The 20,224-nt window shown below is 56.4% G+C and carries 24 protein-coding genes; 7 read left to right on the forward strand and 17 right to left on the reverse strand.

Annotation, left to right across the window (positions count from 1 at the left end):
• Positions 1–13 precede the first annotated feature (13 nt).
• Positions 14–1,255, forward strand: coding sequence for a methyltransferase domain-containing protein (locus AC0JZ1_RS13760; RefSeq protein ID WP_471882914.1), 1,242 nt, complete (start codon positions 14–16; stop codon positions 1,253–1,255).
• A gap of 92 nt (positions 1,256–1,347) precedes the next feature.
• Here AC0JZ1_RS13760 and fliP read toward each other — a convergent pair whose 3' ends face one another.
• From fliP to flgF, 13 genes are all read right to left on the reverse strand, one after another.
• Positions 1,348–2,085, reverse strand: coding sequence for a flagellar type III secretion system pore protein FliP (gene fliP / locus AC0JZ1_RS13765; RefSeq protein ID WP_471882915.1), 738 nt, complete (start codon positions 2,083–2,085; stop codon positions 1,348–1,350).
• The gene (locus AC0JZ1_RS13770) at positions 2,082–2,603 is read right to left on the reverse strand and encodes a flagellar basal body-associated FliL family protein (protein WP_471882916.1); all 522 of its coding nucleotides are present in this window, start codon (positions 2,601–2,603) and stop codon (positions 2,082–2,084) included. The genes fliP and AC0JZ1_RS13770 overlap by 4 nt, the downstream gene beginning before the upstream one ends.
• 26 nt (positions 2,604–2,629) lie before the next feature.
• Complete coding sequence (gene flgH / locus AC0JZ1_RS13775; RefSeq protein ID WP_471882917.1) at positions 2,630–3,340, reverse strand: flagellar basal body L-ring protein FlgH; 711 nt, start codon at positions 3,338–3,340, stop codon at positions 2,630–2,632.
• A complete protein-coding gene (locus AC0JZ1_RS13780) occupies positions 3,337–3,870 on the reverse strand; it encodes a MotE family protein (protein ID WP_471883451.1) in 534 nt (177 codons plus the stop codon). Before AC0JZ1_RS13780 ends, flgH begins: the two co-directional genes overlap by 4 nt.
• Positions 3,870–4,982 (reverse strand): flagellar basal body P-ring protein FlgI, encoded by a 1,113-nt coding sequence (locus AC0JZ1_RS13785; RefSeq protein ID WP_471883452.1) that lies wholly within the window; start codon positions 4,980–4,982, stop codon positions 3,870–3,872. The genes AC0JZ1_RS13780 and AC0JZ1_RS13785 overlap by 1 nt, the downstream gene beginning before the upstream one ends.
• Positions 4,982–5,461, reverse strand: coding sequence for a flagellar basal body P-ring formation chaperone FlgA (gene flgA / locus AC0JZ1_RS13790; RefSeq protein WP_471882918.1), 480 nt, complete (start codon positions 5,459–5,461; stop codon positions 4,982–4,984). The genes AC0JZ1_RS13785 and flgA overlap by 1 nt, the downstream gene beginning before the upstream one ends.
• A 20-nt stretch (positions 5,462–5,481) precedes the next feature.
• Positions 5,482–6,270, reverse strand: a complete 789-nt coding sequence (gene flgG, locus AC0JZ1_RS13795; RefSeq protein WP_471882919.1) for a flagellar basal-body rod protein FlgG — start codon at positions 6,268–6,270, stop codon at positions 5,482–5,484.
• An 18-nt stretch (positions 6,271–6,288) separates the two neighbouring features.
• Positions 6,289–6,633, reverse strand: coding sequence for a flagellar hook-basal body complex protein FliE (fliE, locus tag AC0JZ1_RS13800; protein ID WP_471882920.1), 345 nt, complete (start codon positions 6,631–6,633; stop codon positions 6,289–6,291).
• The gene (gene flgC, locus AC0JZ1_RS13805) at positions 6,630–7,049 is read right to left on the reverse strand and encodes a flagellar basal body rod protein FlgC (RefSeq protein WP_471882921.1); all 420 of its coding nucleotides are present in this window, start codon (positions 7,047–7,049) and stop codon (positions 6,630–6,632) included. Before flgC ends, fliE begins: the two co-directional genes overlap by 4 nt.
• Positions 7,050–7,055: 6 nt before the next feature.
• Positions 7,056–7,448, reverse strand: coding sequence for a flagellar basal body rod protein FlgB (gene flgB, locus AC0JZ1_RS13810; RefSeq protein ID WP_471882922.1), 393 nt, complete (start codon positions 7,446–7,448; stop codon positions 7,056–7,058).
• A 53-nt stretch (positions 7,449–7,501) separates the two neighbouring features.
• Positions 7,502–8,080 (reverse strand): flagellar protein, encoded by a 579-nt coding sequence (locus tag AC0JZ1_RS13815; RefSeq protein ID WP_471882923.1) that lies wholly within the window; start codon positions 8,078–8,080, stop codon positions 7,502–7,504.
• 14 nt (positions 8,081–8,094) lie between these two features.
• The gene (gene fliI / locus AC0JZ1_RS13820) at positions 8,095–9,459 is read right to left on the reverse strand and encodes a flagellar protein export ATPase FliI (protein WP_471882924.1); all 1,365 of its coding nucleotides are present in this window, start codon (positions 9,457–9,459) and stop codon (positions 8,095–8,097) included.
• 88 nt (positions 9,460–9,547) lie between these two features.
• Positions 9,548–10,282 carry a flagellar basal-body rod protein FlgF gene (gene flgF, locus AC0JZ1_RS13825; protein ID WP_471882925.1) on the reverse strand — a complete coding sequence of 245 codons (735 nt, stop codon included), beginning with the start codon at positions 10,280–10,282 and terminating at the stop codon, positions 9,548–9,550.
• Between the two features lie 227 nt (positions 10,283–10,509).
• Between flgF and motA the strand changes: the two genes are divergently transcribed.
• From motA to AC0JZ1_RS13855, 6 genes are all read left to right on the forward strand, one after another.
• Positions 10,510–11,388, forward strand: a complete 879-nt coding sequence (motA, locus tag AC0JZ1_RS13830) for a flagellar motor stator protein MotA (RefSeq protein ID WP_471882926.1) — start codon at positions 10,510–10,512, stop codon at positions 11,386–11,388.
• 5 nt (positions 11,389–11,393) lie between these two features.
• Positions 11,394–12,341, forward strand: a complete 948-nt coding sequence (locus AC0JZ1_RS13835; RefSeq protein ID WP_471882927.1) for a FliM/FliN family flagellar motor switch protein — start codon at positions 11,394–11,396, stop codon at positions 12,339–12,341.
• Positions 12,342–12,407: 66 nt separating this feature from the next.
• A complete protein-coding gene (gene fliN, locus AC0JZ1_RS13840; protein ID WP_471882928.1) occupies positions 12,408–13,046 on the forward strand; it encodes a flagellar motor switch protein FliN in 639 nt (212 codons plus the stop codon).
• A 27-nt stretch (positions 13,047–13,073) separates the two neighbouring features.
• Entirely contained in the window at positions 13,074–14,123 is a 1,050-nt protein-coding gene (fliG, locus tag AC0JZ1_RS13845; protein ID WP_471882929.1) for a flagellar motor switch protein FliG, read from the forward strand.
• 300 nt (positions 14,124–14,423) lie between these two features.
• Entirely contained in the window at positions 14,424–15,494 is a 1,071-nt protein-coding gene (gene flhB / locus AC0JZ1_RS13850) for a flagellar biosynthesis protein FlhB (protein WP_471882930.1), read from the forward strand.
• A 20-nt stretch (positions 15,495–15,514) separates the two neighbouring features.
• A complete protein-coding gene (locus AC0JZ1_RS13855; RefSeq protein WP_471882931.1) occupies positions 15,515–15,952 on the forward strand; it encodes a hypothetical protein in 438 nt (145 codons plus the stop codon).
• Positions 15,953–15,972: 20 nt separating this feature from the next.
• On the opposite strand, the gene visR is transcribed toward AC0JZ1_RS13855, so the two are convergent.
• The 4 genes from visR to cheT all read right to left on the reverse strand — a co-directional run bounded on the left by visR (position 15,973) and on the right by cheT (position 20,215).
• A complete protein-coding gene (visR, locus tag AC0JZ1_RS13860; RefSeq protein WP_471883453.1) occupies positions 15,973–16,704 on the reverse strand; it encodes a transcriptional regulator VisR in 732 nt (243 codons plus the stop codon).
• Positions 16,705–16,730: 26 nt separating this feature from the next.
• Entirely contained in the window at positions 16,731–17,468 is a 738-nt protein-coding gene (gene visN, locus AC0JZ1_RS13865; RefSeq protein WP_471882932.1) for a transcriptional regulator VisN, read from the reverse strand.
• A gap of 401 nt (positions 17,469–17,869) precedes the next feature.
• Positions 17,870–19,561 carry a flagellar basal-body MS-ring/collar protein FliF gene (gene fliF, locus AC0JZ1_RS13870; protein ID WP_471882933.1) on the reverse strand — a complete coding sequence of 564 codons (1,692 nt, stop codon included), beginning with the start codon at positions 19,559–19,561 and terminating at the stop codon, positions 17,870–17,872.
• Positions 19,562–19,825: 264 nt separating this feature from the next.
• Positions 19,826–20,215, reverse strand: coding sequence for a chemotaxis protein CheT (gene cheT / locus AC0JZ1_RS13875; RefSeq protein ID WP_471882934.1), 390 nt, complete (start codon positions 20,213–20,215; stop codon positions 19,826–19,828).
• Positions 20,216–20,224 lie beyond the last annotated feature (9 nt).

The raw sequence follows: 20,224 nt of genomic DNA on the forward strand, positions 1-20,224 counted from the left end.
GGAAAGCAGTCAAATGTCCAAATCCCAATGCGCATTCTGCGATTGCAGCGAGCTTTCGCCGGTCATCGATTTCGGCCAAGTGGCGCTGGCGGGCGCTTTCCTTTCGCGAGCTGAAATTCCTGCCGAAAAGAAATATCCGTTGCGCATCGTCTTTTGCCATGAATGCTATGCAGTACAGGTCGAAGAACATGCGCCACCGGAAGAGCTTTTCAACGAGCGGTATTTCTATTTCTCCTCCAAGATTGGCACATTGCGCGACCATTTTGCCACCTATGCCAAAGAAATGGCCGAGCGCTTCCTGAAGCCCTCCGAGGCCAAGGTTCTGGAATTTGGCTGCAATGATGGCGTGCTGCTGAAGCCCCTCGCCGATCAGGGCATCGCCACTGTCATTGGGGTCGATGCATCGCGCAACGTCCTGGAAAGCATTGAAGATGACCGGCTGACGCTGATCAACGGCTTCTTCAACCGCGAAACCGCCAAGACGGTCGTCGATCAACACGGTCATGTCGATATGATCATGGCCAACAACGTCTTTGCTCACATTTCCGATATTCGTGAGGCGACGCAAGCCGTCTACGATTGCCTGGCACCGAATGGCGTCTTCGTTTTCGAAGTCCATTACCTGGGCAAGGTGCTGGAAGAGAGCCAGTACGACATGATGTACCACGAACATCTGTATTACTACTCCATGCTCTCGGCCATGAAACATTTCGAACGCTTCGGCATGGTGATCTTCGACATCAAGCAGATCCCGATCCATGCCGGATCGATCCGTTTCTACGTCGCCAAGAAAGACAGTATCCACGCTCGGACCATTTCAGAAGCGGCGCGCCAGTTGGAGGCCGACGAACGCGCGCGCGGATACGACCGCCCGGAAACATATCAGGCCTATTCAGAGCAGATTGCACAGAGAAAAGCGGAGCTTATTTCGCTTCTCAACGATCTTCGCACCAAGGGCCACAGCATTGTCGGTTACGGCGCTTCAGGCCGGGCCAATACCATGCTGCAATATTGTGGCCTGACGACAGCTCAGCTCGACTATATGGTAGATGATGCCCCTGCCAAGCAAGGTTTCCTGACGCCTGGAACACATCTGGATATCTTTCCCAGTTCGCGGCTATTGGGCACTGACCGCCCGGACTATGTGCTCGTCTTCGCCTGGAGCTTCTTCGACGAGATCTACCGCAAGAACGGTGCCTATGTGGCAAGCGGCGGAAAGATGATCGTACCACTGCCGCAGGTCGAAGTTCGGTAACCTCAAACCAACTTTGTTGCAAACTGGAAATGCCGCGGATGATGTCCGCGGCATTTTTCGTTCACGCGAAAGGTCATGGAGATGATGCGCGATCAGTTGAAGGAGCGCACCAGACTGCCGACCAGCAGGTTCCAGCCATCGATCAGCACGAAGAAGAGAATCTTGAACGGTAGCGAGATCGATGTCGGTGGCAGCATCATCATGCCCATGGCCATGGTGATGGCGGCAACGATCATGTCGATCACGAGAAATGGCAGAACGATCAGGAAGCCGATTTCAAAGCCACGACGGATTTCAGAGAGCATGAAGGCGGGAACCAGAACGCGGTAATCGATCGCATCCCCAGTGCCAACGGCCTGCCCCTTTTCCGTGGCAATATCCACGAAAAGGCTCAAATCCTTCTCCCGCGTATTGGCTGTCATGAAAACGCGGAAGGGCTGCGCTATGCGCTGCACAGCATCTGCTTCCGTGATTTCATTGCGCAAAAGCGGCTGCACGCCCTCGTTCCAGGCGCGGTCGAAGGTGGGTGACATGACATAGAAGGTCATGAACAGCGCCATGGAGACCAGAACAAGGTTGGAGGGTGCCGTGGCAAGCCCCATGCCTGTTCGCAGGATCGAGAAGGCGATGATGAAACGCGGAAAGCTGGTGACCATCACCAGAATGCCCGGCGCCACCGAAAGCACGGTGAGCAGACCGAAGGTGCGAATGATCCAGGCCGCCGCCGAGCCATCGACCGGCAGGTTGAGAAGATCGGCCGGCGATTGCTGGGCAAATGCCGCTGCGGGCATCACCAGAAACGCGGTCAGAAGGAAGATAAATCGAATCATTCGATCACGAAGGTTCTGAGCATCACCTTCGATACTTTGCCTTGAGAACGAAGGTCAACACGTTCCTGAAGGTCATCCTTAAGATATTGAAAGCCACGCGGCCCTTCTATCTGCTGCAGCGAGACCGTGCGCATATAGGCCAGAATATCCTGATGGATCTGCTCTGCCAGCGCAAGCTCCGGCGGCCCATTGAAGGCAAGAGCCACTTCCAGCCGCACCCAGTTATCGGAGGGATAGGCGAGATTGGTGGTGATCGGCTCAAGTTGCACGACACCTGCGGCAGGGGTTGAGATGTGGGGAAGACCTTCTTCCTTCTTCTCTCCGTGCTCGCCGCCAGTTGCGGGATGTGCTGACGCTGCTTCTGCCTTCTGCGCTTCCGCCGCCGGGTCTTTCGGCGCAATCATGCCGCCCAGAACCCAGCCTGCGCCGGCACCGATGAGGGTGACGACGGCAATGGCCGCGATTGTCAGAATGGGCGACGCCTTCTTCTTTGGCTGGGAGCCTTCTGCCTCTTCCATGGCCTGTCAGTCCTTTCAGGCGAGCATCAGAAGGGCGAGAACAGGTCCACGACCTGCTGACCGATCGGCGGCTGTTGCATCTCCATCAAGCGGCCACGGCCACCATAGGAAATTCGGGCTTCTGCAATCTTGTCGTAAGAGATGAGGTTCTTGGCGTTCACATCCTGCGGGCGCACAATACCGGCTACGTTCAGAATGCGGATTTCGTGGTTCACGCGCACTTCCTGGGATCCAGAGATCAGCAGGTTTCCGTTTTCGAGAACGCCTGTGACCACCGCTGCAACAAGCAGGTTCAGCTTTTCGGAACGTTTGGTCGAGCCCTGGCCCTTGGTGGAGGTCTGCGAATCCGTTCCCATGTCCCCGGTAGTGAATGGGGTAACGCCGAGGATGTTGGCGTTCGCGTTCCACTTCAGGCCCGTCTTGTTGGTGCGGCTGCGGTCCGTCTCGTTGTCGAAGTCGGCGCGGTCGTTCATCTGAATATCGACCGTCAGGATGTCACCCACGTTAAGCGCGCGCGCATCCTTAAACAGGGCGGATTGGCTGTCACTCCACAAGGAATAGCCGCTCGCCATATGGCGAGGCTGCTTGGGATAGGAAGACAGTTGAGGGGTCTGCGCATATTGCAGGCCACTTCCGATCGGGCTCATGGACGGCGCATTGCCGATTTCCTTGACTGTCTGGCTGCCGCAACTGGTGAGCAGCAGGGCTGCGAACAGAGCCGGTATACGCTTCGTCATGAACGGCGGTCCTTTGATGTGTTGGGGTCGGACGCGCTGGACATGATCATGGAGATCTGTCCCGCTTTGATCGGGTCCATCTCGCTCAGGATGAGACCGGACTGACGCGCCGGAAGTTTCATGATGATGGCCGCGGCCAGCTCCAGCCTCATTTCCTGAAGTTGGGGAGCCGCCGCATCCGGCTTCATCGTCTTGTAGATATCAACGAGACCTGCTTCGGCACGCTGCATGAAATCATTGCGCCGCTTCAGCCAGTCCTCGTATTCCGTCTTGCGCTGCTCCAGCACGGCAATGCGCTGGTCCACATCGCTTTGCAGCTTTTCCAGCTCCTGTTTCTGCAACAGGTAGCGCTGGTCACGCGCCGGGTCGGCAATATTGGTGCAAAACTTTTCGATGTCGGCAGCCGTGCCCGTCGGCGCGACAGGGCTTGCCTGTTGGGCGTTGACCTGCGGCACGAGAAGAAGAACTACGCCAACTGCGGCAAGCTTTACGGGCAGCGTCGCCGCCATCTGTTGAATCCTGGACTTCATCATTGGATCACAAGCTCCGCCTGAAGTGCGCCTGCCGACTTGATGCCTTGAAGGATCGCGATAATGCCGTCAGGTTTCACGCCGATGCTATTGAGACCCGCAACAAGCGTTCTGAGATCGGGCCCATTCAGGATGGCGACATTGCTGCCATTCTTCATGACGCTGATGTCCGTTTGTGGCTGCACCGCCGTCTGACCATTGGAAAAGGGCTCCGGCTGCACGATTTGCGGAGTTTCGGTCACCTGAACTGTCAGCGTGCCGTAGCTTACCGCGACACGCGATACCTTCACATCAGCCCCTATGACGACAGTTCCGGTGCGCTCGTTGACAACGACCTTGGCAGGCGTATCGGTTTCCACCACCAGATTTTCAATTTCCGCCATCAAGCGGGTCAAGTCCGCAGAGCGGGGCTTGGCAATAATGACTTCCTGCGAATCGCGCGGTTCTGCCACGGCACCACCATAGCGTTGGGCGGCAAAATGGTTCACGGTATCGGCTATGCGCACAGCCGTGGAGAAATCCGGGTTGCGCAGTTGCAGGACAAGATTAACGCTGTCCTTGAATTTGGACGGCAGTTCGCGTTCGATGATCGCGCCATTCGGCACGCGCCCGGCTGTCGTCACGCCTTCGGTTACACTTGCAGCCTGCCCTTGAGCAGAAAAACCCGAAACCACGACGGAACCTTGGGCAACCGCATAGATCTGTCCATCGGCACCGGAAAGCGATGTCATGATCAGCGTTCCACCGCGAAGCGAGGTGGCATCTCCCAGCGAGCTGACGGTGACATCCAGGCGGCTGCCGGGGCTGGCAAAGGGTGGCAGATTGGCCGTAACCATGACCGCTGCCGTATTCTTGGCGCTCGACTGGCCGCCTTGCGTGGAAATGCCAAGGTTTTGCAGCATGGCCCGCATGGATTGTTCGGTGAAGGGCGAGGAACGCAGGCTATCACCTGATCCCTGCAGACCTACGATCAAACCGTAGCCAATCAACTGGTTGTCACGCCCTGCTTGAAGCGAAGCAATATCCTTGATCCGGGCAGGGTCCGCGTGAGCTGAGGTCACCGGAGAAAAAAACGTGAGGCAGACAAGGCCCAGAGTGAAAAGACGCTTCATCATTTCGCCATCACCTGAACGGTTCCGTCTGCCATGACAGTGCCGGACACGGTGACACCTGAATCGAGATTGCGCAGACGGATCACGTCACCGACCGAGGCATTATCGAGCGGCGTGCCGGATGCGGCGATGATCATGCTGCCAACGTTAAATGTCATGCGAACCGTTGTCCCACGCTTCACCGCATAGGGTTCCCGTAACGCATTCACCTGGATCGTACGGCCCGGCAGAAGCGTTCGGCTGCTGATCATGCCGGCGACCTGGCTGACGGAACTGGCATAGCCACCGGCGATGTTCGGATTGGTCACTTCGACTTCCTGAAGTTGGGCGGCATCAATTTCCTGGCCCGGATAGATGGTCTGCTTGGGAACCACCGCCATGCCATTCTGGGCACTCGCCTGAGAGCCCGCGAAGCAGATGACACCGAGGGATATTCCCACGATGGCGCTCCGCATCCTGCTATTCCGGCGAAACATCATGTCTGCCACCCCTTAATCAGTTACTTCAGGTTCTTACTGACAATCGAAGCCATCTCGTCTGCGGTCGTGATCACCTTGGAATTCATCTCATAGGCGCGCTGGGCGGAGATGAGGTTGGTGATTTCCTTGACCGGATCGACGTTTGACGATTCCAGATAGCCTTGCTTGAGATAGCCGAAGCCGGGATCTTCCGGTGCTGCGACAATGGCTTCACCAGAGGCTGGCGTCTGCTGGAACAGGTTGTCACCCATCGGTTTCAGGCCCGCTTCGTTCACGAAGTTTGCAGTCGTCAGCTGGCCAAGGTCAGTAAATGTGTTGGCATTGCCAACGCGCACGCTCACTTGGCCGGTACGGCTGATAACTGTTTCCGTCACGTTTTGCGGGATCGTGATATTCGGCACCACAGCATAGCCATCAATGGTGACGAGCTGGCCTTGTGCATTCGTGTTGAAAGCACCGGCACGTGTGTACATCGTGCTGCCATCCGGGGCCTGGACCTGGAACCAACCGCGACCGATGATAGCCACATCGAGCGAATTTTCGGTCTGCGTCAGTTCACCCTGCTGGAAGATGTTGCGCACGGCGGCGGTCTGTACGCCAAGGCCGATATTGGCACCTTCAGGAACGATGGCCTGGTTGGCACGGTTAGGCACGCCCTTGGCACGCTCCGTCTGGTACAGCAGATCGGAAAACTCGGCACGGGCGCGCTTGAAGCCGGTCGTGTTGATATTGGCGATATTGTTGGCGATGACCTCGAGATTGGTCTGCTGGGCATCCATGCCCGTCGCCGCGACGGAAAGCGCTCTCATCGTCTTAGGTCCTTGCCTTTAGATCTGCATCTTCGTGATTTCGAGATAGGCGTTCACGATCTTGTCGCGAAAGGCGATCGCTGTCTGAAGCGACTGCTGCGCCTCCATCACTGCATCAACGACCTGGCGTGTATTCGCCTTGCCCTGAATGCCAGCGATCGACAGCGATTCCGCCGCCTTGATGTTATGCGCGGCATCTGCTGCCATTCCGCCCAGAACCTGGGAGAATGACATGCCAGTCCCCGTGCCTGCGGCAGCCGAAGGTGCGGCGGAACCGAGACTGCTCGACGAACTGGTGGAAGAAATCTCTCCCAATTCGCGCGTCAAAGAAAGCGAACTTACATTTTGTACTTTATCAATCATTGCGCGCTCTTCAGCAGATCGAGGGTAGAGCTGACGAGATCGCGAGTCTGCTTGATCATCTGCAGGTTCGCGTCGTAGCTGCGATTGGCTTCGCGAAGGTCCGCCATTTCTATGAGGACATTCACATTCGGCATTTTCACAAAGCCTTTTTCATCGGCGGCCGGATTACCCGGATCGTATTCCTCGATGAATTTGCCCTGATCGTTGCCAAGCTTCTTGACGTTGACGATTTCCGCACCGGAAGCCTTATCGAGAACCGCACCGAAGGTAATGGTCTTGCGGCGGTAAGGATCGGCACCTGGGGTATCGCCCGTGGTGCGGGCGTTGGCGATGTTTTCAGACACGATCCGCAGACGCGTGGACTGTACTTCCAGACCTGAGCCTGCGATTTTCGAAGCTGCTGACAGCGGGTCCATGCGTCGTTATCTCCTGACCGTAAGCATCATCATGCCGTGGAATGATTTGACCAGATTGGTGCTTAGCTCATACTGCCGCTTGATCTCGCCAGACTTGGAAAGTTCCTGTGCGAGGGACACGGTGTTGCCGGATTCCTGAACGCCAATTTCCTGGTTCAGGCTCTCTTTCTCAATTCCGACATCAATAGTGCTATCGAGCGAATTGCCGCTCAGGTGCGCGGCATTGGTTCTCGCCATGCTGATGCCGGCATTGTTCAGCACGGCAGAAAAGGGCGTTACATCCTTGGCCTTGAATTCCGGAGTGTTGGCATTGGCGATGTTGCCAGCAACGACCTGCTGGCGGATCGAGAGCCACTCGGCTTGGCGCGAGGCCAGATCAAACAGTTGGATGGGTTGCATAGGCTTATCTCCATTTTCTAACTGAAGCCTATGCTGGTAATCTTGCGTCAGACTTACGGGGCCGCCGCTTGCGCCTGATCATCGACAATGTCGCCATTCGAAGTCACGATCACCCAGCGACCATTGCGCTGTTCAATCGTCGCCAAACGGCTGTTATCCGGCAAAATCGAGCCGATGCGCACCATGTACATGCCGCTGCTGTCTTCAATCATTGCGCGGCCGTTGGCCACATGCATCAGCCGGAAGGTATTCTTGCCCGGCAGCGGTTGCATGGCGCCTGGAGAATCATTGTTCGGCGGCTCCTTGCCCAGCGACGACACGGTCGCCGTTGTCAGCCCGTCGATAGGATCAGGCAATGCCTTCGGCGTATCGGAAGGGTTCTTGTTCACCATGGCGAGCGGCGAAACGCTGAATACGTTTCGAGCGGGCGTATTCGGCAAATCGCGCGTATGGTCCATGGTTTGAACCCGGATGCCGAACTTGTCTTCGTTGAAAAAAACGTACCAGGGGAAGAAAGCAGAGGCGCAGGCAAGGCCAATTCCGGCTGCAGCCAGCATTCGATCACTGAAAACGCCGGAGTTGCGACGGCGGCGCTTCAGCGGCTTGACCTCTTCGTTCTCATTATGGTCCACGCCAGTAGTCCTTTCTATCGCTGAAAGCCGGGGCCAGCTTGCGCGGCTGCCCGCAGGGCCATGGCCAGATCCGCATAGGCGTCGATGGCCGGTGGATCTCCGGGGGTCTGTTTCAAGACGTCGTAAATCACCGGCACCTGCTTGATCGCCATGTCGAGATCCGGATCGCTGCCCGCGCGATAACCGCCGATCAGGCGCAGATCCCGCGTCTCTTCATATCGGTGAATCAGTGCCTTGAGCCTTGAGACCAGCTTCTCCTGATCGCCGCTCCAGGCCTTTCGGGCCAGACGGGAGATGGAGGAGAGTGGGTTGATGGGCGGATAGCGCCCCTCCTCGGCCAGGCTTCGTTCAAGCACGACGTGACCATCCAGAATACCGCGCGCGGAATCGGCAATCGGATCGTTGTGGTTATCACCATCCACCAGAATGGAAATGATCGCCGTGATGGTGCCTGTTCCTTCCGGGCCAGGACCAGAACGCTCAAGAAGGCGCGGCAATTCAGTGAAGACAGATGCGGGATAGCCACGTGCAATGGGAGGCTCGCCAGATGCCATGGCTACTTCGCGAATGGCATGGGCGAAGCGCGTGACACTATCGGCAATGAACAGCACATTCTCGCCCTTGTCGCGAAAATGCTCTGCAATGGTGATACCCACCAGTGGTGCCATCTTGCGCAGCATCGGGCTTTCATCGCTTGTTGCCACCACGGCAATCGATTTCGCCATGTTGTCGCCGAGCGTATCCTCGATGAATTCTCGCACTTCGCGGCCGCGCTCGCCCACCAGCGCAATAACGACCTTATCGAAGGCATCGGCCCTGGCGAGCATGGAGAGAAGCGTCGATTTTCCGACGCCGGACCCCGCGAAAATGCCCAGACGCTGGCCAAGGCAGAGTGGTGAAAAAATGTCGATGGCGCGAACGCCGGTTCGAAAGCCGGTTTCCACCCGCTGGCGGGTCATGGATGGCGGCGCATTGTTGGAAATCGAGCGCTTTTCTGGCCCGTTGGCAAGCGCACCCTTGCCATCGATGGGGTCGCAAAGGGCATTGATAGTGCGGCCACACCAGCTATCGTCCGGGGCCACGCGAAACGCGCCCTTGCGGATAACAACATCGCCAATACCAATCGGCTCGCCCGGTTCAATGGGGCAAACATAGACGAGATCCGGCTCGACCCGCACGACCTCGCCGAGATGGATGCCTGTGGCGCTGCGATGGGCAACAAACTCTCCCAGCCGAACATGCCGTGCTAGGCCAGACACCGTGTAATGGCCGCTGGCAATCGTGCGGACATGACCACCCGGCGCAATAGCAACCTCAGGCTTGGTGAAGCGCTGCGTGAGCGATGCAAGATCCTTGAGCTTTCCGCTACCGGCGCGCATTCGCTGTCTCTCCGTGGGTGGTTGAAGCATTCCGGCATAGGCAAACCAGGGCCTTCATGCGGCAGATGCTTGAAGTGAGAATGTCGGTTTAGCGTGAGCCGCCAAGTGTCTTGATGGCTTCACCGAAGCTGCTTTCGGTGTCCTTCATGAGGGACGAAATCGCTTCGAAGGCGCGGTTCACCTGAATAAGCTCCGTCATCTGGCCGATGCCGTTGACGTTGGATTGCTCGATATAGCCCTGCGCAACGGTCACATCGATTCGGTCGACAACAGGTTGCGGATTCTCGACTGGGATGACGCCGCCATTTTCGTAGCGCAGATAGCCTTTGGAGATATCAGCGGTGAACACGCCGAGCTGGGCGACCTGACGATCACCTTGGCTAATGCGGCCATCGGGTGAGATGACTGGCGGTCCGCCGGTGCGGTCGAGCTGGATCGGCGCACCACCGGAATCAAGAACCGGATAGCCGCGGCTAGACACAAGTTCACCCGTTTCGCGCATGGTGAAACGACCGTCCTTTGTCAGAACCTGGCCCTGCGGCGTATCGATTGCCAGCCAGCCATCGCCCTTGATGGCGACGTCGAAAGGGTTGCCCGTTTGCTCCACCGCTCCGGCCCGATCCGAAAGATAGTCGTTGCCCTGGCTGACGAAAGCAACCTTTGCATTCAGGTCGTTGCGTGTCTTGCTCAGAACCTCGTCGAACTTCACTTCCGTTGCGCGAAAGCCGACCGTATTCATATTGGCCATGTTATCGGCGATTGTGTTCAGCCGGCGCTCAAGCGCGATCTGCGAGGAAATACCGACATACAATCCGGACTGCATAGTGTGACTGCTCCGTGCTTGGCTCGTTCAATCCTCAGGACGTGGCACCGAGGAGAGGCAAATTGGGCAAATTGCCCTTCAAAGCCGGACACTATGAGTAAAGACTTGTGCGAGGCTGTTCCGCAGCAAGACAAGTGGACTTGTATTTTAACACCCTCTCAATCCAGCCTCACGAAAGCCTGGCGAAGTATTTCAGGAACCTGATACGAACATGGTACAGGTACGCGATGACCATTATTATCGGATTTGTGATTACACTTGGCTGCGTGCTAGGGGGCTACATGGCCATGGGTGGCCATTTGGAAGTCCTCATACAGCCGTTCGAGCTGATGATTATCGGCGGTGCCGGCGTTGGCAGCTTCGTCATGGCCAACCCCATGAAGGTCGTCAAAGACTCGGGCAAGGCCATGGGAGAGGCATTTAAATATGCCGTTCCCAAGGAGCGCAACTATCTGGACGTGCTGGGCGTGCTTTACTCCCTGATGCGCGATCTGCGCACCAAGTCACGCAACGAAATCGAAGCGCATATCGACAACCCGGACGAATCGCCGATCTTCCAGTCGGCGCCAACCGTGTTGAAGAACAAGGAGCTAACCTCCTTCATCTGCGACTATGTGCGTCTGATCATCATCGGCAATGCGCGCAGCCATGAAATCGAAGCCCTCATGGATGAGGAAATCGAGACCATTCTGCACGACAAGATGAAGCCCTATAATTCATTGACCGTGATGGGCGACGCCTTTCCGGCGATCGGCATCGTGGCGGCCGTTCTCGGCGTTATCAAAGCCATGGGCAAGATCAACGAATCGCCGGAAGTTCTGGGTGGTCTCATTGGTGCGGCTCTTGTGGGCACCATGCTTGGCATCTTCCTGTCCTACTGTATGGTTGCTCCGCTCTGCGCGATGATCAAGATCGTACGCACCAAGCAGCATCGCCTGTATATCGTCGTGAAGCAGACGCTGATCGCTTACATGAACGGCTCGGTTCCGCAGGTTGCTCTCGAATATGGCCGCAAGACCATTTCCAGCCATGAGCGCCCATCAATCGATGCGGTCGAGCAGGAGATGATGAATCCTGGCGGCGGCGGCGATAGCAAGGCGGCTTGAGACAGATGAGCACGGATATGGACGATAGCGCTCCACGCATGGATCTGGCTCTGCTTGCGAAACTGACCGGCGGGCTTGGCGACTATAAAACCGTCGAGAAAATCTGCGCCGATTTTGGCCAGCTTTATTCGGAGTTTCTTCCGGATGTCTTTCACAGCGAAACCAACATCCATATCGATGTGACCTATATCGGCTTTCAGGCGGGCCTGAAGCAGGATCTTGTCACCAAGCTCGGTCCCGGCGTTTGCCTGGTGGATGGCAGCCTTCGCAACTGGTGCCCGAATTTCGTACTAGGCTGCGGCAACAGCTTTGTCATTGCCCTGATGGAACGTATGCTGGGTGCCGATGGCGACATGGTGCGCCAGCCGATGGACCGGGCACTTTCCGACATAGAGCTCGACTTGGCCACGATGGTGTTCGAGCGTATCGGCAATGTGCTCCGTTCTGGCGTGAATGCGGCCGGTGGTTTTGAGGCAACACTTGAGCGTCCGCAAAATGCGAACGCCCGTCATGATGCCGACAAGGATGAAAAGCCGGAATTTGCCGCCGCCATTCGTCTCGGTCTTGAAATGGGCAAGGTCTCGTCTGAGATCGCGCTCGTCATTCCCCAGACTGCTCTCTTGAAGACGCGGGTGGTTTCTCCCAAAGCCAAAGGTCAGCTTCCCAAGCACAAGCAGGAATGGGCCGATAAGATTGCTGAACAGGTCCGCCGCTCCCAGGTGACCCTGGAAGCGCGCATTCGCTTGCAGAGCCTGACGCTGAAGACGGTTTCCAAATTGATGGCAGGCGATGTCATTGCCTTTGAGGACAAGGGCGATGTGCACGTCAATGTCAGCGCCAACGGCAAGGACCTTTACCATTGCGAATTCGGACGGTCGGGCGACCGATACACTGTCCGGGTCAAAGACAATATCAGCACTGAAGATGAACTGCTGCGCCATTTGATGGGTTGATCCGAATTTTCCGGCAAATTTTCCCTTGGGCAGGCTGACGCAAGTTTCGACAGGAATAATGCATCCATGGCTACTAAACAAACACCGATGAATCCAGATGACATGTTCGGCTCTTCCGGCAACGAAGAGGAACTGGACCAGGCGATCAATGATCTGCGGGGTGTGCTGAAGGCTGACGAAAAGGGCGATGTGCCCGATCTGGATGCGGAATTTGGCGGCGCGGCAAGTGCATCGCCAATGGATCTGGATGCTTTTGGCGGCGATCTCGCCTCCGACACATCGTTTGGCGGCTCGGACTTCGGCGCAACATCCGATTTCGGCGGCTCGTCGGATTTTGGGGGCAGCTCTGATTTCGGGGGCGGTTCAGATTTCGGAGGGTCGGATTTCGGTGGCTCGGATTTCGGTTCGTCTGCCAGTGGCTCTGAAATGCAGCAGCCTGGTAGTGGACTGGACTCAAACCTCGACATGATCATGGATATCCCGATCACGGTCGAGATCGTCCTGGGTACGAGCAAGATGCAAGTTGCAGGCCTGATGGGCCTGGAAGAAGGCGCCATTATCGCGCTGGATAAGAGGATTGGCGAACCGGTGGAAATTACCGTGAACGGTCGCCGTATCGCCAAGGGTGAAATCACGGTGCTTGAAAACGACGACACACGTTTCGGCGTGAAGCTGACGGAAGTTCTCGGCACTAAAAAAGTCTGATCCCATGAGGGACAGTGAGGGAAGACCATGATGGACTTTGACGATTTCGGAGGCGCAGTCTCCACGAAACCGTTATCCCAAGCTGAAAAGGCCGCCGCTGTCCTCCTTGCGATGGGCAAGGGGGTGGCTGGCAAGCTGTTGAAATATTTTACCCAAAGCGAGTTGCAGACGATTATCGCTTCTGCACAGACGCTGCGGGAGATTCCGCCTGATGAACTGCTCCAACTCGTCAACGAGTTCGAAGACCTGTTCACCGAAGGCTCCGGCCTCATGGACAACGCGCGGGCAATCGAAAGCATTCTGGAAGAAGGGCTGACGCCAGAGGAAGTGGATGGTCTCCTGGGCCGCCGCACCGCCTTCCAGGCATTCGAAACCTCCATCTGGGATCGCCTGCAGGACGCCGATCCGGCATTCGTCGGTCAGTTCATGCTCAAGGAACATCCGCAGACCATCGCCTACATCCTTTCCATGCTGCCCTCCGCTTTCGGTGCGAAGCTGCTTCTGCAGCTGCCGGACGAACAGCGGGCAGACATCATGAACCGCACGGTCAACATGAAGGATGTCAGCCCCAAGGCTGCACAGATCATCGAAAACCGCGTTATCGAACTGATCGACCTGATCGAAGCGGAACGCAACTCCACCGGCTCTGCGAAGGTGGCGGAACTGATGAACGAGCTGGAGAAGCCACAGGTGGACAACCTGCTCAGCTCTCTGGAATCGATCAGCAAGGAATCGGTCAACAAGGTTCGCCCGAAGATCTTCCTCTTCGAAGACCTGCTGGCCATGCCGCAGCGCAGCCGCGTGATGTTGCTGAACGACATCGCCGCCGACATCATCACCATGGCGCTTCGCGGCGCCACGGCGGAGATCAAGGAAAGCGTGCTCTCGGCCATCAGTCCGCGCCAGCGCCGCATGATCGAAGCCGATCTTGGTGCAACCAATATGATGATAAACCCGCGCGAAGTGGCAATCGCCCGCCGTGCGGTGGCACAAGAAGCCATCCGTCTGGCCAATGCCGGGCAGATCCAGCTGAAGGAACCGCCAGCGGAAGGTGGCGAAACGACCGCTGCCGCTTGATAAGGTCAAGACTATTTGCATTCGAAAGCGCCGCCCACCGCGGCGCTTTTTTGTTTCATCGCACCGGCAACGCAGGGCAGCTTGCCATGCTTTCTACCGTCAGGTGCATTCTTTGAGCAACAGGTTGGGTTGCGTGACGATTTCCACACCCTGCCCCGATTCAATTGTACCTCGATAAGCCGTAAGATAAGGCTCAGTGATTCGGCCTAGCCAGGCTTGATACGGTTACGGGGGGCCATGATGGCCTTCTTGCCAGCGACAGGAAGGCTTTAAAAGCTTGCCCTGTGCAAGGATGAAGCCTTGTCTGAGGATAAAGACAGTAAAACAGAGAGCCCTACCGAGAAAAAACTTCGCGACGCCGCGGAGAAAGGTAATGTTCCCTTTTCAAAAGAAGTTACGATCTTTGCCTCATCGCTGGCGTTCTACTGCTATCTGGTGTTTTTTCTTCCTACCCGCACGGCCCAACTTGGCGAAAGCCTGAAGGACATCATTGAGCAACCCGATCAGTGGCCGCTCGAGAACGCTTCCGATCTGCTATCGATTGCAGTTCGGCTCGGCTGGGATGTTGCTGGCTTTCTCTTGCCTGCAATGATCATGTTCTGCCTGTTTGGCCTGGTGGCCTCCTTCATGCAAAACCTGCCCTCGTTTGTCCTGGAACGCGTCAGGCCGCAGGCTTCGCGCGTCTCACCAGCCAAGGGCTTTTCGCGCATTTATAGCGTTCAGGGCATGGTGGAATTCGGCAAGTCGCTGTTCAAAATCCTGATCGTTAGCGTTGTCATGTTCATCGCCATGCGTGGTGATTTCATGCATTCGCTGGATGCCATGTTCTCCGATCCGCGAAATATTCCCAGCATGATCTACGGCTCACTGTCCAAGATGATGGTAATCATCCTTTTGGCCACAGCTGTGCTGGCCATTGCCGATTTCTTCTGGTCGCGTCACCACTGGTACAGCGAATTGAAGATGTCCCGGCAGGAAATCAAGGACGAAAACAAGCAGTCCCAGGGTGACCCTGCCGTCAAGGCACGCCAGCGTTCATTGATGCGAAGCCGCGCCCGCCAGCGCATGATCAACAACGTGCCTCGCGCAACCCTTATAATCGCCAACCCGACCCACTACGCGGTGGCGTTGCGCTACGTGCGTGAGGAAAGCGATGCACCTGTCGTCGTTGCCAAGGGCACAGATCTTATCGCATTGAAAATACGAGAGATTGCCGAGCAGAACCATATTCCTGTTTTTGAGGACCCTCCGCTTGCCCGCTCCATGTTTGCGCAAGTCTCGGTGGATAGTGTCATTCCACCAGCCTTTTACAAGGCCGTGGCTGAACTGATTCACCGGGTCTACGCCTCGCGGTCACCGCGATCGCCTTAAATACGGATACGCTGAACAACATGAAGAAGTGCAATTACTCGCTGGAACGTGAAGAAATCCTGGCGCACGCAATCAGTCCGGTTGCGACCGAACTGAGACTGCTCGATGCAGGCGATCTCATCTCTCTTCTTCGGCTTGAATGCTATGGCAGTATAGCGGATCTGGTCTCTTCAGCTGCGGAACTTTTCTTTCATCCGGGAACTGTCAGCTTCGGCTCCGGCGGCGAGTACAAGCTGGAATGGGACGGTCATCCGGAGGTTGTGCTGGATCTGGAAATCAAGCCTCGCGGCATTTCGATTTATGCGAAACTGACTTTGGCGGACAAATTGGCCGGCATTGAAATCGACCATATTTCCTTCCAAGACCCATCCGACGATCCTGAAGAGAATACACGCCTGCTAACACGCAGACTGCATGAGGCGCGTTACAGCCGCGAACCCCTGGCTCTTGCCAGCTGAATGTCAGGGTTGAGAAAACCTCAGTGGATATAGCCGAGGCGGATTGCCTTGGCGATGGCCTGGATGCGGTTGACGGCGTCGAGCTTGATTGTTGCCGAGCCCAGATAGGCGTTCACCGTGTGTACGGAAAGGCCAAGCCGTTCGGCTATTTCTTCGCTGATCTGGCCATCACCGGCCAACTGAAGGCACGCAATTTCCCGTTCGCTCAAGGTTTCGGCCGGAATGGCCCGTCGCTCGTCAAGCGAGAGCAGGTCCATGAGAACGTGGCAGCTGCGCACATGCTGGTCGATCATGATCTCGCTTGCCAGATTGATACCGCTGCCTGAAAAGGAAACATAGCCATTTCCCACGCCGCCAAGGCGCACGGGAAAGGCAATGCCGCCAAATGGCATCTGTCGTCTTTCCAGGACATGCGCCATCGGTAACTGGCGGGCTTCCCGGTCATCATCTGCATCCTCGCGCCACCAGACCACCGGCAACAAAGAATGCTCAATATGCTCCAGCAATTGATCGCCATAGGCCTGCATCATGGCACTGCAGTTTTCCGCGGCACTCACGCCCCAATTATCCAATTCGCAAACCAGCTTACGCTTGTTGGGCAGGCCTGCGCCTGTCACCCGGAAAACTGCGAAATGCCGCGCATTCAGCGCCTTCTGCATATTGACGAGACGCGGAAAAATATCCGAACGGGTCGAGGCGCGCTGTCCTTGGCCGCCCGCAGCCGCAGATGAATCCATGTCACTCTTGAACATGCCGTTCCAGCTTGCCATTACAGCCCTTATACAAGATTGTTGCGAACCGCGTAGGCGATGGCCTCGGAGCGCGTTTTTGTTGCGGTTTTACGCATGACGCTGGTGATGTAGTTGTTGATGGTATTGCGCGATATGCCTAGGATAACGGCTATTTCGTCGCTTGTTTTGCCCTCGGCAATCCAGAACAAGCATTCAAGTTCGCGATCGGTGAGTTCAAAATCTCGCTCGGCGCGCACTTCGCGCCTGTCTCCCAGGCTCACGACATAGGCAGCCAGCACACCCACCTCACGCAATCTGTCCTGCGACAGGATCAAGCCATCGTCAAACAACAGCATGATCGAAAACCGCGTGCGACCGACACAAAACATCAGCGAGCAATACTGCCGGCTGATCTGCTGCGGTAAAGGCGCATCGTCCGGCAAAAGCGCAAATTGCGGGGTAAGAAGGCTCAAGCATTTCTCGATTTCGGTCGAGCGCCCATAGCCTCGCACCAGTTCCGCGCCGATTCGGCGAACGAGATCGAAGGGCCAATCTGATGCCACAATGAAATCGAGCCCGTGTTCCTGGATAAGGTCGTAACGTGCAAGCAGATAGTGTGAAGCGCCGACATAAGCAGTCAACATGCCCAAGGCAGCCTGGATTTGCCCTGCGGAACCGCTCGCAGACAGTTTGCTGAGGAATTGGTCTCGGCTGATGGTCTTGGAGGATATCGAACCGAGCTTCAGCTTGGCATCCCCAATCAATTCCGCCCCTCGCAACTCCATGCAGCCCCGTCTCCTTTCGAGGGACGTGAATTCCCTCCATCAGAATTGCCCTTTCAGCGCATGCTCCGGCGGCTATTCCGGTCCTGCTTGCCTCGTCGACTGTCCGAATCATCTACATTGTAGGCGTGTGCCGCATAATTGCCATAACCTGGGGCAGTTGCGCATCAACGAGAACGGTTATACAGCGATATTTAATGTCTGCAGGTAATAATCATGCGCAATTATCGCATAACGTCAACACTTAAGGTTGAGCCTCCGTCACATTCTCGTTTTCCATGGAGCCCTCCAGTTGTGCGAGCTACCCCCATGATGTGACTGCGCAACCACATAAAAAAGGGGCCGGCTCTGCCGACCCCTTTCTGGTTTGCGAAAAATTTTGGATGAGCTTCTGAGCAGATCGCTTAGGCTGCTCTGTCCGCTGCCCATTTGCGAAGGACTTTCGCGGCGCGCTCTTCCGAGATTTCCACCATCCGCGCCAAACGTTTCTCTGGACCTTCCTTGACACGGCGGTTGAAGCCACCGCTGTCGTCGTCTCCGCCGAAGAGATCGTTCGAGCTGTCGAAGCCGAAATCTGCGCCGAAATCTGCACCAAAGCCTTCCGCGAGCGCCGGGTTTGCACCGGCTGGCGAGAAGTCTGGAAGTTCGAGCCCCGCCGTTTCGCCTGCTGCTTCTGCGGTCACCGCGTTGCCACCGACGCTGCGGACGACCGGACGGACACCAAACCAGACAACCAGGAAGGCGACGAGCACGAAAGCCGCAGAGTTGATGATGCCGCCCATATTGCGGGTCAACATTTCGCCAATGCCTGGGCCGCTTGCGGCTGCCTGATCGAGAAGCTGGTTTTCGAGGAAGTCCATGGCGGTCACGGTGACGATATCGCCGCGATCTGTGCTAACGCCCGCTGCAGTGGCAACGATCTTCTTCATTTCCTCGAGATAGGCATCGATCTTCTGCTGATCGGCTGGCTCACCCACCATTTGTGCAATGCGACCGCGATTGACGACGACTGCGACGGAGAGCTTTTCAACACGGAAGCCATTGCGCGTGGTCGCGGTGGTTTTCGAGTTGATCTCGTAGTTGGTCTGCTCTTCCTTCTTGTCGGACTGATCCGAGGATTCAGGCCCTGCTGCGCCGCCACTCTGCGGAGCGGCCTGCGGAACGTTCTGTTCAACTGTAGTTGCCGAGTCCGACTGGCGCTGCTGAGACTTCTGGGCTTCCTTGGTCACCTTCACAGAACGCTCGACGCGCGATTCAGGATCGTAGACAGTTTCCTGGATTTGCTGGCTATCGGTATTGAGAACAACCGTCGCGCTGGAGCGGAAGTTATCCATGCCGAGGAAAGGAGCGAGCGCCTTGTCGATATTGTTTTCCATTTCCTGCTGCACAGATTGCACGGCAGTCATGGAGCGATTGAGGCTGCTATTGCCAGCTTCATCCCCAGACGCCAGCAATTGTCCAGTGGAATCAAGAATTGTGACGTCATCCACTTCAAGTCCCGGAACAGCAGAAGCGACAAGATGACGGATCGAGGCTGCAGCCTTGCGGCCCGCCTCATTTGTGGCTCTGATCATGACAGAGGCTGTGGGCTTCTGGCCTGCCCGACGGAAGTTTCCGACATCGGGCATGACGATATGGACACGGGCAGCAACAACGCCGCTGATCTGCTGGATGGAGCGTGCAATCTCACCTTCAAGGGCACGTACCCGCGTCACTTCCTGCATGAAGGAGGTAAGCCCCAGGGAGCCGACATTGTCAAAGAGTTCGTAGCCGGCATTGCTGCTGTTTGGCAGACCGCGTTCAGCCAGCATCAGCCTTGCACGGCTGGTCATACCCACCGGCACCTGAATGCTTTTCCCATCCTGCCCGACCGCGAAACTAATTCCCGATTCCGCCAGCGCGATACTTACCTGATTGAGGTCGGATGTCTCCAACCCAACATAAAGCGTCTCATAGGAGGGCTTGTTTACGAAAAGAGCCGCAGCGATCACAATCGCCATCGACACGACACCGATCCCCGCCAGCGCGAGGAGTTTCGTCTGGCCAAGCGACCCCAGATTTTTCAAGACTTGGTTGAATTGAGCTAACAGATTCATTCTGTTCCCGCACGTCAAATAGGTAAAAGAGCCCTTTGCCCAGCTACAACCTATTTCACGAAGCTTGCGCGAGCGTTTCGCCAGGCTGACGAAGGGCAACGCGATCGGGGAAACATCAACTCATTACGCGCGAGACGCGAAGCAAGAAAAGGCTTACGAGAGGGCACGCCGCCCCCTCAAAATGTCTTTGCGAAAAGCTCTTTTGAGTCTCCGCCTAATCAATTAACAATGTGGCACCTATCCTCAAGACGAGTGCTCATTTCTTCAAAAGAAGTCGAAATCACCCGCAGCCTTCGACAAGGGCTGAGAATGTCCGTGGCGCAGACCATTGCTGAGAGCCTTATGCATATCAGCAAGCTTGACCAGACTGAGAGCGGTGGTCACATCCACGGTCCAGTTGTCTGGAATATCCGCAGTGATGGTATCGATAAACTCTGCAAGCCCCCTCGCCTTTTGCACGGCAAGGTCAATACCTTGAAGAACCTTCATGGCATCTGATGATTGCAAAATGGACGCGCCGCCAATCTCTAACAATTGCGGCTCCACACGTTCGATAAGGTAAGCCACATCATGCAGTTCGCTGACGATCCGCATCAGGACCTCTGGCAGCTTTTCGTCTGCGGGAAGCGATGGCTGTACATGCAACTCCGACATTGCTTCTCC

The sequence above is a fragment of the Affinirhizobium capsici genome (assembly GCF_977018625.1).

Excerpts from the sequence above, each read along its gene's own strand:
- AC0JZ1_RS13760 (WP_471882914.1), top strand. The coding sequence starts at position 14 with ATGTCCAAATCCCAATGCGCATTCTGCGATTGCAGCGAGCTTTCGCCG.
- fliP (WP_471882915.1), bottom strand. The coding sequence starts at position 2,085 with ATGATTCGATTTATCTTCCTTCTGACCGCGTTTCTGGTGATGCCCGCA.
- AC0JZ1_RS13770 (WP_471882916.1), bottom strand. The coding sequence starts at position 2,603 with ATGGAAGAGGCAGAAGGCTCCCAGCCAAAGAAGAAGGCGTCGCCCATT.
- flgH (WP_471882917.1), bottom strand. The coding sequence starts at position 3,340 with ATGACGAAGCGTATACCGGCTCTGTTCGCAGCCCTGCTGCTCACCAGT.
- AC0JZ1_RS13780 (WP_471883451.1), bottom strand. The coding sequence starts at position 3,870 with ATGAAGTCCAGGATTCAACAGATGGCGGCGACGCTGCCCGTAAAGCTT.
- AC0JZ1_RS13785 (WP_471883452.1), bottom strand. The coding sequence starts at position 4,982 with ATGAAGCGTCTTTTCACTCTGGGCCTTGTCTGCCTCACGTTTTTTTCT.
- flgA (WP_471882918.1), bottom strand. The coding sequence starts at position 5,461 with ATGATGTTTCGCCGGAATAGCAGGATGCGGAGCGCCATCGTGGGAATA.
- flgG (WP_471882919.1), bottom strand. The coding sequence starts at position 6,270 with ATGAGAGCGCTTTCCGTCGCGGCGACGGGCATGGATGCCCAGCAGACC.
- fliE (WP_471882920.1), bottom strand. The coding sequence starts at position 6,633 with ATGATTGATAAAGTACAAAATGTAAGTTCGCTTTCTTTGACGCGCGAA.
- flgC (WP_471882921.1), bottom strand. The coding sequence starts at position 7,049 with ATGGACCCGCTGTCAGCAGCTTCGAAAATCGCAGGCTCAGGTCTGGAA.
- flgB (WP_471882922.1), bottom strand. The coding sequence starts at position 7,448 with ATGCAACCCATCCAACTGTTTGATCTGGCCTCGCGCCAAGCCGAGTGG.
- fliI (WP_471882924.1), bottom strand. The coding sequence starts at position 9,459 with ATGCGCGCCGGTAGCGGAAAGCTCAAGGATCTTGCATCGCTCACGCAG.
- flgF (WP_471882925.1), bottom strand. The coding sequence starts at position 10,282 with ATGCAGTCCGGATTGTATGTCGGTATTTCCTCGCAGATCGCGCTTGAG.
- motA (WP_471882926.1), top strand. The coding sequence starts at position 10,510 with ATGACCATTATTATCGGATTTGTGATTACACTTGGCTGCGTGCTAGGG.
- AC0JZ1_RS13835 (WP_471882927.1), top strand. The coding sequence starts at position 11,394 with ATGAGCACGGATATGGACGATAGCGCTCCACGCATGGATCTGGCTCTG.
- fliN (WP_471882928.1), top strand. The coding sequence starts at position 12,408 with ATGGCTACTAAACAAACACCGATGAATCCAGATGACATGTTCGGCTCT.
- fliG (WP_471882929.1), top strand. The coding sequence starts at position 13,074 with ATGATGGACTTTGACGATTTCGGAGGCGCAGTCTCCACGAAACCGTTA.
- AC0JZ1_RS13855 (WP_471882931.1), top strand. The coding sequence starts at position 15,515 with ATGAAGAAGTGCAATTACTCGCTGGAACGTGAAGAAATCCTGGCGCAC.
- visR (WP_471883453.1), bottom strand. The coding sequence starts at position 16,704 with ATGTTCAAGAGTGACATGGATTCATCTGCGGCTGCGGGCGGCCAAGGA.
- visN (WP_471882932.1), bottom strand. The coding sequence starts at position 17,468 with ATGGAGTTGCGAGGGGCGGAATTGATTGGGGATGCCAAGCTGAAGCTC.
- fliF (WP_471882933.1), bottom strand. The coding sequence starts at position 19,561 with ATGAATCTGTTAGCTCAATTCAACCAAGTCTTGAAAAATCTGGGGTCG.
- cheT (WP_471882934.1), bottom strand. The coding sequence starts at position 20,215 with ATGTCGGAGTTGCATGTACAGCCATCGCTTCCCGCAGACGAAAAGCTG.